The sequence below is a fragment of the Streptomyces sp. NPDC043952 genome (assembly GCF_056435325.1).
Window position 1 is genome coordinate 115132 of the sequence record NZ_JBWKES010000013.1, and the last position, 13900, is coordinate 129031.

Sequence of the window (13900 nt, forward strand, 5' to 3'; positions counted from 1 at the left end):
CGTGCAGACCCGACGCGATCACATGCAGGCGTACCAGTTCGCCATGGGCCGGCTGGCGACCGCCCTCGTCACCGGGGACCCCGGCCGCGGCGACAGCCCCACCAAGCGGGCCGCGCTGGGCAGTTTCTTCGGCGCGGGACTCGTCGTCCTGCTGTGCCTGGGCTTCCTGGTGTACGGCAAGCTGTCGCCGGTGACCACGGCGGCCTGGCGCGAGCCCGGCTCGATCGTCGTGGAGAAGGAGACCGGCACCCGGTACCTGTTCCTCGACGGCCGGCTGCGCCCGGTGCGCAACTACGCCTCGGCGCTGCTGCTGACCGGCGACGGCGCCGCCGTACGCACGGTCGCGGCGAAGGCGCTGAGCGGCGTACCGCACGGCGCGCCGGTCGGCATCGACGGCGCGCCCGACTCGCTGCCCACCCCGGCCGCCCTGCTGGCCGGGTCCTGGACCGACTGCCTGCGCCCGGACCTGCCGTTCGGCCAGGTGGTCGACTTCGCGCCGGGCAAGCGGGCGGGCGCCTTCCCCGCCGGGCGGCAGCTGCTGCTGAAGTCGGCGGACGGCCGGCGTTTCGTGCTCTGGCGGGGCACCAAGTACCCGGTGCCCGCGCAGTCCGCGCTGATCGCGCTCGGCCTCGACGGTGACCGGCCGGTGGCCGCCTCCGCCGCGTGGCTGGCCGCCGTACCGACCGGGGCGGCGCTCGCCCCGGCGAAGCTCGACCAGGCGGGCCGCCCGGCCGGGAAGGTCGCCGGACGGCCGGTCACCGTGGGCCAGTTGTTCACCATGACCACGGCGGGCGCGAAGCACACGTACGTCATGACCGCCGACGGGGTCGCCCAAGTCAGCCCCACCGAGGCCGCGTTGCTCGCGGCCCGGCCCGGCGCGCCGGCCCCGCGCCAGGTGTCGGTGACCGACATCGCCTCCGCGCGGGTCTCCGCCGCCCACTCCCTGGACAGCGGGGTGCCGGACCTGCTCGGCGCCCCGGCCCTCGACACCTCCCGGCAGGCGGTGTGCCTGCGCGAGAGCACGAGGGGGGCCCGGCTGACCGCGAGCGTGGAGGTGGAGAGCGGCCCGGCGGCGACCGGGAGCCAGCGGGTGCTGGTGCCGCCGTCGCACGGTGTGTACGCCGTGGACCAGCGGGAGGTGGCGGCCCGGGTGTCGAACCCGCACACCTTCCTGATCACCGACCAGGGCATCGTCTACCCGCTGGGCTCCTCCGCCGCGCAGTCCCTCGGCATCGGCTCCGGCACCGCGACCGCGCTGCCGGAGACCCTGCTGGCCGCGCTCCCGCACGGGCCGGTCCTCGACCGCTCGGCGGCGGCGCTGACGGTGCAGGCCGGGCAGGACGGAGCGACGGCCTCGGCCTCCACCAACTCCCCTGGTGTGACGGGTACTTCGGGCGGGGGCCGGGCCCCGGTCCCGGCGGTCTCCGCCGACCCCTCCCCCACCGGCTCCCCCGCACGGGTGGGGTGAGCGGATGCGCAGAGGACTGGGCACCACCCGCGCGGGCGGGACGGCGTTGCAGTGCCGGGCCGAGGGCCGGGCGCTGCTGGTGCACCCCAAGGGCGAACCCGACCCGCACGCCGCCGCGTTCGCCGCGGGGCTCGCCGCCGACCCCCAGCACACCCTGGCCGTGGTGGATCTCCCGTACGGGTCGCTGGAGGGCTCGGCGGACGCGGTGGCACGGCTGCTGGCGGGCCGCGGCGAGAGCCTGCGCCTGGTCTTCGGCCGGGGCACGCCCCAGGAGTCGCGGCGCGCCGCCCAGCGGATCGCGGACCGGCTCGGCCGGCTGGTGCTCGCGCCGGACGGCGCGGTGCTGCCGACCGACGGCGGCGGCCTGTTCATCCCGAGCGACCACGGCGCGGGCTGGCTGCGGTTCCGGCCCGGCCGTTCGGCGGAGCGCGACTCGCGCCGGTTCCCCAAGCCGCGCTGGGAGTTCTCCACCTTCGACCGCCCCTGGACGACCAGCGGCCACGGCATCGCCGAGCCCGCGCCCTGCGGGGTGTGGGTGCGCAGCCCGCACGACCATCCCGCCGCCGAGAGCGGCCGGCGCCTGGTGGACCGGCTGCCCAGCCACCCCGACATCCTCACCGTGGTCCTCGGCAGCCCCGGCGGACCGCCGGTGACCCTGGCGGACGTGACCCGGCTGTGGGAGACGGTCCTGCCGTCCGCCCGCTCCTGGGTGCGCTTCCTGCACCTCGGTCCCGTCGCGCTGCCCGAGGGCGCCGAGGCGCTGGGCCAGGAACTCGCCGACGCGCTCGGCCAGCAGGTGGTGCTGTACGCGGGCGTGCCCGTCGAGTCGCGCGTCGGTCTCGCCTCGCCCGAGGTGGCGGCGGTACGGCCGGACGGCACGCTCGGCCACCGCCCCTTCGTCAGCGAGCTGATGTACTTCCCGCGCACCGGGAGCGCCCCCGCCCCGCCCGCCCTCTTCGGACTGCGCCGCCCCCTGTCCGGGGTGCCGGAGATCTCCACCGGCGTGTACGAGTACGCCGCCGACGCGGTGCTCGAAGTGGTGCAGAGCGGGCTGTGGATGCGCCCGCTGGCCGAACCCGCGGACGGCGACGCGGTGCGCCGGATACCGGCCGCGCCCGGCTACGCCGCGATCCTCTACGACCGCGGCACGCCGGGCACGGAGGAGCGCATGCGCTCCCTCGCCGAGGACATGCTGTGGCGGCTGGACCCCGAGCGCCGTGAGGGCTTCACCATCGCACCGGCCGACGAGCCGGGCCACCTGGCGGTCCTGGCGGACGACGCGCACCTGTGGTCGGCGCCGGACGCCACGGCGACGGGCCCGCAGGCGATCGCCCCCGCCGCGTTCCGGGGGCAGGCGCGGGCCGCGGAGGTGGCGCCCTGGAGTGCGGCGGCTCCGGCGGCAACTCCGGTGGCGGAGAACGGGGTTGTACGAGGTGAGGGCTCGGGCGCGGCGTCGGCGCTGGCGCGGCTGGACCTCGACGAGCGGACCGTCCGGGTACGCGGCGCCGCGGCACCGGCGACGCCCGCTCCCGCCACGGTGCCGCCCGCGGCCAGGATCGAGTCCGAGGCGCCGTCGGGTGGATCGCCGGCGGCCGGGTTGCCGCGGGTCGAGTCGGGCGACGACGTGCACGTGACCGGCGATTCCGGGGCCGGGGGCATGGCCGGCCGGCCCGCGCGGGAGACCGCCGCCGAGTCGGCCGCTACGGCGACCGGGGGACTCTCAACCGCACCCACGCCCGTGCCCGTACCTGTCGCCGTACCGGTGCGGGAGGCGCCGCGTCCTGGCCCGGAGCCGATACCCGACGCGCCGCGCACCGAGGGTCCGGCACCCGCGCCCGTGGACCAGGGCCCGGTTCCGCCGCCGCCCACGTCGCAGGGCCCCGTCCCGCAGCAGCCCACGTCGCAGGGCCCCGTCCCGCAGCAGCCCACGTCGCAGAGCCCCGTTCCGCAGCCCGCGCCGCAGGGCCCGGTTCCGCCGCTGCTCGCGCCGCAGGGCTCGGTTCCGCCGCAGCCCGCGCCGCACGGCTTGGTTCCGCCACCGCCCATGCCGCAGGGCGTGGTTCCGCCGGCGCCCGCGCCGCAAAGCTTGGTTCCGCCGCCGCCCGCGCCGCCTCGTCCCACCGCGCCCGCGCGCCTTCCCCTGCCCGACCTTCCGGCCGTGTCCGAGCCGGGGCAACCGGGCGAGCCGCCGCGGGAGAACCCGCGCCCGGCGCACGCTCCCGACGGCCGGCGCACGGACCGCCCGGCACGGACCGACGTACCCACACGACCGCCCGTCCCGGAACCGGAACCGGAACGGAACGCGGAGCCGGAACCGGAACCGGCAGGGTCGGCCCCGCACGCGCCCGGCAGCCCCGGCGCCGGTCCGTCGCTGCCGCCCACCCCCACCACCGAAACACCGCAAGCGGAACCGCAGCCGCAGCCCACGGTGCCGCCGACCGCGCCCCCGGTGCCGACCGCTCCCCCCGCGCCCACGGCCCCTGCCCCCGCCCCCCGGCCGGCCGAGCCGAAGCCCGTCGTGCGGCCCGCGCCGTCGATCCGGCTGGAGTCCGACTCCCCGGCCGCGGCTCCCGTGGCGCCCGCCGCCGCCGACGACGACCGGGCCGGCGCGGCGGCGCCGCCCGCCGCCGCGCCGAAGGCCGCGGACGCCCCGAAGCCCCCCGCGGCAACCCCCGGCGTCCGCGTCCAGCCCACCCCCAAGGCGTCCGCCTGCGCCGTGCCGCCCGAGCGCGGCACCGAGAAGGAGCGGGACTGGGTACGGCGGACGCTGAGCACGCAGTACAACGCGGTCGCGGGCACGGTGTCGCGGGTGATGTCGGAGTCACCGGGCCTGCGCGGCGGCGCACGCGGCGAGGCGGCGGACGCGCTCACCGACCTGGTGGCCGTACGGCTGTTCCTGTCCGGGGACAGCGCGCGGGTCAACGCGGCCGTACGCGCCGCTGCGGTCGGCCCGCACGTGCCGCTGGCCCGCTGTGTGGCGGCCGGGCTGCGCAGGCTGCCGTCGTACCGGGGTGCCGCGCTGCTGCGGGCCCGCGCGAGCGCGGCGGAGCGGGCGTGGTTCCGCGAGGGGCGGCTGGTGACGGAGTGGGCGTTCTGCACGGCGTACGGCGCCCCCCGCCCCGGCCCGCACGACGCCACCGACTTCCTCATCTGGTCGATCACCGCCCGCCGTACCAATCTGATCGACCCCGCCGAGCCGGACCGCGTGGTGTTCCTGCCCGGTACGAGGTTCAAGGTGCTGCGTCCAGCGGAAGGCGAAGGCCCGGTGCTGCTGCGGGAGTTGTCGCCCTCGGAGATCGCCTCCGACGGCAAGGTGGACGCCCAGCGGGTGCCGTTGGACGAGATCGCGCTGGACGGCCTCGACCGCGCGGCCGCCGCGTTGCGCGCCGACGACGCGGCCGGGCGGGACGAGCGGGGCGGCGAGGAGAGCCTCGGGGCGCCTCCGGGCCTGATGGGTGAAGCGCCGGCGCCGCGGCGGGGCCCGCGCACCACCGGCGACGGCGACAGCGGCGACCTGAGTGCGCCTGACGAGGGAGCGAAACTGTGACCCGGCCCGTGCTACTGGTGTCCCCGGACCGCCCCGGTGCCTACCGCGCCATCGCCGACGCGCTCGCGGACGCCACCGACGGCGCGCTGATCACCGTCGCGCCGGGGCGTTACGACGAGAGCCTGTACATCAACCGCGCGGTGACGCTGGCCGCCGAGGGCGCCGGCGGCACGGTGGAGATCGCGGCGTCCGCGGGCAGCACCGTCGTCCTGGACGCGGAGGCGGTACGGATCACCGGGCTCCGACTGTCCGGCACCGACCGGGAGGCCCCGGTGCTCGACGTGCGCCGGGGGCAGGCCGCGCTGGACGGCTGCCGGATCTCCGGCGAGGCGTGGGCGGCGGTGCTGGCCTGGCAGGACGGCGTGGTCGCGCTGCGGGACTGCCAGGTCACCAACGCGCAGGGCGCGGGCATCGTGGTCACCTCCGGCGGCGCCAACGCGGTGGAGGGCACGCACATCCAGGAGGTCGGCTCGTCGGCGGTCGTGGTGGCCGAGCACGGCCGGCTGACGTTGCGCGACTGCCGGCTGGACCGGGCGCGGGGCAACGGTGTCTGTGTCAACGGGCAGGCCACGGCGGTGGTGGAGGCGACCCGGATCAGCGGCAGCGGCAAGCCCGCGCTCGCCGTGGAGCAGCAGGCGCGCGCCACGCTGACCGGCGTCGAGGTGAGCGGCAGCGCGGCCCTGGACGCGTATCTGACCAGTGCCGCCGAAGTCGCCTTGGTGCGCTGCTCGTTCACCGGTTCCGGGGGTCAGGCGGTCCGGGTCGGCGAGGGCAGCGCGCCGGTGCTGCGGGAGTGCCTGGTCGCCGGGGCGCGGCGGGAGGGCATCCATGTCGCGGCCGGGGCGCGGCCCCGTCTGCAGGACTGCCGGATCACCGGCACCCCGACCGGTCTGCTGGTGGAGGCGGGCGGGCAGGCCGAGGGCGCGGGGCTGACCGTCGAGGGCGCGAGCACGGCGGCCGTGCACGCGGCGGACGGTGTGGTGGTCCTCGACCGGCTGACGGCCGACGCCTGCGGCACCGCGCTGCTGGGCGCCGGGTCCAAGGCCCGGCTGACCGTGCGCGAGGCCGAGTTGGCGACCGGCGTCGAGCTGTCCGAGGGGGCGTCGGCGACGCTGTCCGCGGTGCGGCTGCGCTCCGGTGGCGGCCCCGGCCTCGCCCTCGCCTCGGGCGCCCGCGCCGAGGTGACCGGCTCGGCGTTCACGGGCTGTACGACGCTCGTCGGCGCGGAGTGCGAACTCAGCGCTCAGGACAGCGAGTTCACCGGCGCGGACGGCGACGGCATCCGGATCAGCGCGGGCGGTGCGCTCAGCGCGGTCGGCTGCCGGGTCAACGGCGCGCGCGGGCACGGCGTGAACGTCCAGGCGTCCTCGCGGGCCGAGCTGACCAACTGCGCCGTCTTCGACAACGGCGGCGACGGCGTGCGCTGCAACACCGAGGAACCGGTGCGGGTGCACGACTGCGAGGTCCGCGACAACGGGGGCGTCCCGGTACGCCAGCTCACCTCGGGCCGGGTCTCGGTGGAGCGCGTGGACACCGGCGGCGACCCGGCAGGCCGTACGAGCGGCGCCGGCGGTCCCGGCGATTCCGGCGCGGCGGACGGCGACGCGGCGACCCGGCAGGCCGCGCACACCGGCACCGGGCCGCTCGCGGAGCTGGAGGCGCTGGTCGGCCTGGAGAGCGTGAAGCGGGAGGTCACCGGGCTGATCAACCTCAACAAGATGGCGCAGCGCCGCCAGGAGATGGGCCTGCCGATGCCGCCCATGAGCCGGCACCTGGTCTTCGCGGGCCCGCCCGGCACCGGCAAGACCACGGTGGCCCGGCTCTACGGCGCGGTCCTCGCCGAACTGGGCATCCTCAGCCAGGGCCATATCGTCGAGGTGGCCCGCGCCGATCTGGTGGCGCAGATCATCGGCGGCACGGCCATCAAGACCACGGAGGTCTTCAACAAGGCGCTCGGCGGTGTGCTGTTCATCGACGAGGCGTACACGCTCACCAACCAGTCCCGCGGCAACGGCCCCGACTTCGGGCAGGAGGCCGTGGACACGCTGATGAAGCTGATGGAGGACCACCGCGACGAGGTCGTGGTGATCGTCGCCGGGTACTCCGCGCAGATGGAGCAGTTCCTCGCCTCCAATCCGGGCATGGCCTCCCGCTTCGCCCGCACCGTGGAGTTCCCCAACTACAGCGCCGAGGAACTGGTCACCATCGTGCGGGGCCTGTGCGCCAAGCACTACTACGAGCTGTCGGGCTCCGCGCTGGAGGCCCTGGACCGCTACTTCCAGGACGTGCCCAAGGGCGCGACCTTCGGCAACGGGCGCGTCGCCCGCCAGGTCTTCGAGGAGATGATCAGCCGGCAGGCGTCCCGGCTCGCCACCCAACCGCCGGGCGACGACACGGAGTTGTCGCGGCTCGACGGGTCGGACGTCATCACGGTGCCGGGCGGCGCGGCACAGGCGCAGGGCGGCGGACCGACGGCCACGGCAAGTGGCCGACCCGATCGGCCCGTTGCACGAGGCGGCCGGGACCATCAGCCCGCGGCCCCGGCCCCCGCGCCCTCGCCGACGGCCCCCGTTGCCGGCCCTCCCCGTCCGGCGGGCCTGCGGAAGCTGGCCGCGATGACCGGCCTCGACACGGCCCGCGCCGCCCTGGCCACCCGTGTGGAGGCGCTGGCCGGTGCGCCGCGGGAGCACGGGCGGCCGATCTCCGCGCAGGCCAACATCGTGCTGGAGGGGCCGCAGGGCAGCGGCCGGCGGGCGCTGGCCCGCGCGTACGCGCGGTGTCTGACCGAGGCGGGGCTGCTGCCCTCGGGCGCCGTGCACGAGGTACGGCTCTCCACGCTCCCGGCACGCTTCCCGAAGCAGCCCGCCCACCGGCTGGCGGCGGCCCTGGAGGAGGCGGAGGGCGGGCTGCTGGTGCTGCGCCTCGACGACGCCCTCGGCCGCCGTTCGCCCGCCGAACGCGCGGCGGTGCTCGACGGACTGGCCCGGCTGGCCGGCACGCCCTGCGAGGCGGTGCTCGCGCTGTGCGGCTCGCCCGCCGAGCTGCGTGCGCTGGTGGCCGAACGGGCGGACGTCGCCGGGGAGTTCGCCGAGTACCTGCGGCTGGACCCGTACACCGTGGAGCAGGCCATCGAGCTGGTACGACGGCGGCTGTGGGCCTTCGGCTTCCAACTGGCCGACGACGCAGGCGAGATGCTGGCCGCCGCCTTCCATGCCGCGCCGCCGCGCGGGGGTGCCTGGGAGGCGCACCGCCTGGCCGAACGGCTCGCCGCGTCCGCCCGTACCCGTACCGTCTCCGCGACCGACCTCCCCGGCCCCCCGGCCCGCGACACGCCAGCGGGCCCCGGACCGGCGGGCTCACCGCACCCGACGGGCTCACCGGGCCCTGCCGGTTCAGCAGCCCCTGCGGGCGCCGCGGGTCCTGCGGGCGCCGCGGCGGCGGGACCGGCGCCCCACCCCGCACCGGCCGCCGCAGCGCACCCGGCGAAGGCCCCGCACGCGGGGGCCGGGCGGCCGGGCACCACGGAGCCGCCGCCCCCGGCGAGGCCCCTGGTGCAGACCTGAGAGACGTCCGCCCCCGCCCCCGCACACGGCCTCGTGCGCGGCGGCGGACGGCGGGTGAACCCCCCACCATCCGGCGCCGATGCGCATCCCCCGTGGATGTGACATCGCTGTCAACGGCCTAGGCCGGCGCCGCAGTTCGAGAGAGGACCATACGAATGGCACTGACGTCAGTCGAACTACAGGGAATGACCGCCGCCCAGGGCAGCTTCCAGACCGCCCTGGACGAGACCACCGGCTCGTACGCGCAGATGGACGGCCAGATCGAGGGCCTGCGGGCGAGCTGGAGCGGCGAAGCCGCGAACATCTACCACTCGGCCATGCAGGACTGGCTGACCGACTTCGACAAGGTCAACCAGGCGCTGCGCACCATGCTGGAGAAGCTGGCGGAGAACACCCACATCTACGCCAACACCCACGAGAACACCCAGCAGCAGGCCCAGCAGGTCGCGCAGCAGATGAGCTCCGGCCAGGTCGGCCTGCCGGGCTTCCCCTCCTGAGCCGGTCCCCGGCCGACACACCCCTTCGTACTCGCATCCGTTCCCAAGGAGCCGGACAGCAGATGACCACGTACACCGTCCAGATGGAGCAGGTCGACTACATCGTCGGCGAGATGAACTCCATCACGCAGCGCATCAACCAGACGCTCACCGAGCTGGACAACGCCGCGAAGATGCACCTCAGCGAGTGGACCAGCGACGCCCAGCAGACCTACCAGCAGGTCAAGGCGCAGTGGGACGCGGCCGCCGCGGACATGACGCAGAAGGCCGCCTCCGCCACCCAGATGCTCGGTGAGATCAACGAGTACTACTCCAGCGGCGAGCGCCAGGGCGTTCGGCTCTGGGGGTGATCCGGGATGACCGACGGTTACTCCGCCCAGTCGAATTCCGACAGCAACTCGAATTCGAACTCAGGCGGTGATCCACAGCCGCAGCAGTACGACGGCGGTACGACGATCGACCCCGGCCACCGCACCGTGACCGCGAGCACGACGTTCACCCCGCCGAACGTGCCGGGGGGTTCGGGCAATCCAGGCAGCGGTACCAGCGTGGACACCCCGTCGATGCTGTTGTTCGCCGACAACATCGACAAGCTGATCCAGCCCGCGCGGGACGCCGCGACCGAGCTGGGGAAGGTGCAGGCCGAGCCGGGCGCGTTCTACCACGCGAACCAGATCCGGACGAAGATCAACGGTCCGAACGCCGACTCCGGGCTCAAGGAGTCGTACATCAAGGTGTTCCAGGACCTGGCCCAGGGTCTGGGTGATCTGCGCGACGGCGTCAAGCAGTTGGCGCAGCACTACACCACTCTGGAAGACGCCGGGCGGATGAAGGCGACGGATCTGCAGAACGCCATGCAGAGCACGAGCAGCGACTTCACCAGCCTGGTGACCGACGCCGGCGGGTCCGGCGGCGGAGCAAGTTGACGGGTGGTCCCCGCCGTTCCCGGCGCCGTACGACGGCGGCCGGGGGCGGCGGGGACCCTGACAGGGGCGCGAGCGGGAGACTGGGGCACAGATGGCCAGCCCGGACTACAACAGCGGTGGGTTCAGCGACAGCGGCGACGGCATCTTCGCCGATCCCGGAAACGATCCCGGTTCGATCGACGACTACAACTCGTGGGACTGGAAGCAGATCATGGCGGCCATCAACGGCATGTCCGCCGGGACCGCCTCGGACGCCAACGAGGAGCGTGCCAAGGGCATTTCGGACCCGCAGTCCCTGCTGGACGCGGCGGGTCACTTCCTCAACGCGCAGGTGGTGCTCGCCGGCATCGCCAAGAGCCTCGCCGACCAGGCGAACGCGCTGGCCGGGGAGAACGGGCCGTGGAAGGGGGCCGCGGCGGACGCCTTCTGCGACATGATCAACACCTTCTCCCGGCAGGTGAAGGCGACCGCCGACGTGCTCTCCGGCGGTGAGGCGGGCAACTCGGTGCCGCAGCAGCTCGCGGACAACTCGGCCAACCTCTACAACGCCAAGGCGAAGATCGCCGACATCGACAACTGGTACGCCAACCAGGCCCTGAAGATGGGCGTCCAGCCGATGAGCAACGGACTGATCCCCATCCACGAGAAGCCGCAGCTGGTCGAGTGGATGACCAGGGACATGCGCGCGGTCCTCAAGAGCCTGGCGGGCGAGTACCAGGTCACCATCGACTCGGTGCACACCCCGCCGCCCGTCACCAGCCCCACGGACAACCCCGATGTGTCCGACGACGTCCCGGACGTCTCCGACCCCGATCTGACCGACCCGAACCTGCCGGACGTCAACGCGCCGGACCCGCAGGCGTACTCGGCCCCCGACACCTCGGGCCTCCCGGACCCGGACATGCCAGGACTGGACCCGATGAACGCGCTGGCCACACCCGCGCCGTACTCCGGCGGCACCGGCGTGGACGGCGACGCGCCCGGTCTCGACGGGCTCCCGGACGACGCGATCGGCAACGACACCCTCGATCCGAGCGCCCTGGACCGGGCGCTCAATCCGTCCGCGTTTCCGGGTGGCACCGGTGTGGACGACGGTGCGCCCACCCTCTCGCCCACCTCGTTCCCGGACGGCACCGACGTGGCCGGCGGTGTTCCGACGTTCTCGCCCGCCGCGTTCCCCGGCGGGCTGAACACGGACGGCGGGAAGGTGCCGGCGCTGGCCGACAACCTCGCGGAGGACCCGGCCAGTTGGGCCGACGGCGGCGGCGCCCCGGAGGAGTTTCCCGGCGACACAGGTGTCGGCGGCCCCGCCGGCGATCTGACCGCGGGGGACGGGCTCGGCGATGTCTCCCCCGAGCAGTTCCCCGGCGGCCTCGACACGGAGTCCGGGCTGCCTGCGGGGCTCGACTCGCCGTCACTTCTGGACGACGCGCTGGAGTCGCCGTCCGTCGGCGGCCTGTCGGACGGCGAAAAGGCCCTCGGCACGGGCGGCATGCCGATGATGCCCGGCATGGGCACGGGCGGCATGCCCCAGAGCGGCGCCCTCGACCCCAGCGACGCCAGCGGCCTGCTCGACAGCGACGCCCAACCCTGGACCGGCGACCCGAGCGTGGCCGACGAGATCGGCGGCAACGGCGCCGAGGCAGGCGGCGACGGACTCGGACTGCCGACGGACGAGGAAACGGCCGCGCACTACCCCGGCGACCTCTCCACCGAGGACGGCCTCACCGGCACCGGCGGCATGCCCATGACGCCCGGCATGGGCACGGGCGGCATGCCCCAGAGCGGCACCCTCGACCCCAGCGACGCCAGCGGCCTGCTCGACAGCGAGGCCGAACCCTGGACCGGCGACCCCGAGCTGGGCGAGGAGATCGGCGGCAACGGCGCCCCGGCGGGCGGCGACGGGCTCGGACTGCCGCTGGACGAGGAGGCGGAGGCGCTGCCCGGCGCGCTCGCCGCCGAGGAGGCCGGGGCAGGCCCGGTCCCGGGCATGGGCGGGATGAACGGCATGCCCATGATGCCCGGCATGGGGCAGGGCGGCCCCGCCGCGCAGGGGGCGGCCGATCCGAGCGATGCCTCGGGGCTGCTGGAGCCCGACGGTGAGCCGTGGACCGGTGAGCCCGGAGTCCCCGAGGAGATCACCGGGGGCACCGGAGCGGGCGGCGAGGGTCTCACGCTGCCCGACCCCAGCGAGGGTGTGATGATCGGCTCGGACGGGCTGCCCATCGCACCGCGGCCGACGGCGGCTCCCGTGCAACCGCTCGCGGAGCCCGGAGAGACGGGTACCGCGGTGGCGGGCGGGGCCGGGGCCGGGGAGGCGGGGGCCGCCGGGGCGGGCGAGGCCGGGGAGGCAGGCGCCTCGGTGGCAGGCGACTCGGTCGCGGGCGAGCCTGCGCCCGCGATGCCCGGCATGATGCCCGGCGCGGGCGCCGCCTCCGCCGGGGCGCAGGAGGAGCGGTCGGACGCCTCCGGTCTGCTGGAGCCCGACGAGCGGGCGTGGACGCCGGAGGCGGAGGCCGACGGTGAGCGTCCGGTCGTGGCGGCTCAAGAAGGCGTGGGCGAGGGCACGCTGCCGGCCGCCCTGCTCGGGGTGGCGGCGGGAACGGCCGCGGCGGCCGTGGCCGGGGCCGCATTCGGCGCGGGTGCGGCGGGCTCCGCGGAGGAGTCCCCCGAACGACGGCACCGGCATCGGGACGAGGACGATGCGGCGGCGCTGGTCGTGCTGCCGGTGGGCGACGGCCACGCGGCGGAGCCGCTCGGCGCGGACGAGCCGGACACGCCGGAGGATCCGGAACTTCCCGACGATCAAGTGGCGTTGGCGCCCGCCGAGGGTTCCGAGGCGGAGGACACGGCGGCGTGGGACAGCGCGGGAGCGTCGTTCGTGCCGCTGCTGTGGTCCGTGCCGACCGAGGACGAGGAGGAGGTGCCGGCGCCCGGCTATGCGACGGAGGACGCGAGCACCTGGTCCGGCGCGGCCGGTGCCACGGCGGAGGAGGCCGACGGGCCCCGGCTGTCCACCTGGCGCCCCAACCGGTCCGGGCCCACCGGCCCCGGCGAGATGGTCATCCCGGCCGTCCCGCTGCGCTCGTTCGCCGGCGACCCCTCGGAACTCACCGCCGAACTGCCGCCGCAGGACCCGGCGTTGGCTGATCCGGAGACCGATGAGGAACCGGCGCAGCCGTCCCGCGGCATCGCCGACCTGTTGGTCCAGGACGGCGACACCTGGGGCTCGGCGGCCTCCGACGGCTCCGGAGCGGTGCTGTGACCGCACCCGCCACCCGGCGGCCACCGGCCACCAGGCACGCACCCGCCACCCGGCGACCGGCTGCGTCCCTGCGACCGGCTGCCGCTCTGCGGACGTCTGCCACTCGGCAGGCGTCTGCCACTCGGCGACCGCCCGCCGCCCGGCGCCGCCCCGCCGCCGCACCAGCGCACGACGCAAGGAGACTCGGATGAGCAGCCCCTACGACCAGGAGATAGAAGACCTGCTGGCGCTCTACCACAAGCAGCGCACGGAGGCCGTAGAGACGCGGCGCCGGATCAACGAGGTGACCGGCACGGCGACCGCGCCCCGGCAGACCGTCAAGGCGACCGTCACCGCGCAGGGCGAGGTCACCGCGATCGAGTTCCCCACCGGCGCCTACCACCGGATGGCGCCGAAGGAACTCTCCGAGGCGCTGCTGTCGACCATCCGCCAGGCCCGCGCCAACGCACTGGAGGCCGTCGCGGAGGTCGGCTCGCACGGGCTGCCGGCCGGGGTGCGGATCACCGACCTCATCGAGGGCAGGGTCGACGCCACCGAACTGCTCGCGGAGGAACCCGCCATGCCCGACCAGGTGCGCGAGTACCTCGCCGAGGGGCGGCCGGACGCCCGCCGCGGTGACGGCCGGTGACGCCGG

8 protein-coding genes are annotated in these 13900 nt (G+C 75.6%); all 8 read left to right on the plus strand.

Features of this window, described 5'->3' with window-relative positions:
* Window position 1: 1 nt before the first annotated feature.
* The 8 genes from eccB to AC069R_RS17585 all read left to right on the plus strand — a co-directional run bounded on the left by eccB (window position 2) and on the right by AC069R_RS17585 (window position 13894).
* Window positions 2-1468, plus strand: a complete 1467-nt coding sequence (gene eccB / locus AC069R_RS17550) for a type VII secretion protein EccB (RefSeq protein ID WP_478767669.1) — start codon at window positions 2-4, stop codon at window positions 1466-1468.
* Window positions 1469-1472: 4 nt separating this feature from the next.
* Window positions 1473-5015, plus strand: coding sequence for a hypothetical protein (locus AC069R_RS17555; RefSeq protein WP_478767670.1), 3543 nt, complete (start codon window positions 1473-1475; stop codon window positions 5013-5015).
* A complete protein-coding gene (locus AC069R_RS17560; protein ID WP_478767671.1) occupies window positions 5012-8578 on the plus strand; it encodes a right-handed parallel beta-helix repeat-containing protein in 3567 nt (1188 codons plus the stop codon). The genes AC069R_RS17555 and AC069R_RS17560 overlap by 4 nt, the downstream gene beginning before the upstream one ends.
* Before the next feature lie 155 nt (window positions 8579-8733).
* Window positions 8734-9075, plus strand: coding sequence for a WXG100 family type VII secretion target (locus AC069R_RS17565; protein ID WP_478767672.1), 342 nt, complete (start codon window positions 8734-8736; stop codon window positions 9073-9075).
* A gap of 62 nt (window positions 9076-9137) precedes the next feature.
* On the plus strand, window positions 9138-9425 hold the full coding sequence (locus AC069R_RS17570) for a WXG100 family type VII secretion target (protein WP_037655754.1): 288 nt from the start codon (window positions 9138-9140) through the stop codon (window positions 9423-9425).
* Between the two features lie 6 nt (window positions 9426-9431).
* A complete protein-coding gene (locus AC069R_RS17575; RefSeq protein WP_478767673.1) occupies window positions 9432-10001 on the plus strand; it encodes a hypothetical protein in 570 nt (189 codons plus the stop codon).
* Window positions 10002-10092: 91 nt separating this feature from the next.
* Entirely contained in the window at window positions 10093-13266 is a 3174-nt protein-coding gene (locus AC069R_RS17580) for a hypothetical protein (RefSeq protein WP_478767674.1), read from the plus strand.
* A gap of 187 nt (window positions 13267-13453) precedes the next feature.
* Window positions 13454-13894, plus strand: coding sequence for a YbaB/EbfC family nucleoid-associated protein (locus AC069R_RS17585; RefSeq protein WP_478767675.1), 441 nt, complete (start codon window positions 13454-13456; stop codon window positions 13892-13894).
* Window positions 13895-13900 lie beyond the last annotated feature (6 nt).

Coding starts and splice junctions, on each gene's coding strand:
- AC069R_RS17555 (WP_478767670.1), top strand. CDS start 1,473: ATGCGCAGAGGACTGGGCACCACCCGCGCGGGCGGGACGGCGTTGCAG.
- AC069R_RS17565 (WP_478767672.1), top strand. CDS start 8,734: ATGGCACTGACGTCAGTCGAACTACAGGGAATGACCGCCGCCCAGGGC.
- AC069R_RS17570 (WP_037655754.1), top strand. CDS start 9,138: ATGACCACGTACACCGTCCAGATGGAGCAGGTCGACTACATCGTCGGC.
- AC069R_RS17575 (WP_478767673.1), top strand. CDS start 9,432: ATGACCGACGGTTACTCCGCCCAGTCGAATTCCGACAGCAACTCGAAT.
- AC069R_RS17580 (WP_478767674.1), top strand. CDS start 10,093: ATGGCCAGCCCGGACTACAACAGCGGTGGGTTCAGCGACAGCGGCGAC.
- AC069R_RS17585 (WP_478767675.1), top strand. CDS start 13,454: ATGAGCAGCCCCTACGACCAGGAGATAGAAGACCTGCTGGCGCTCTAC.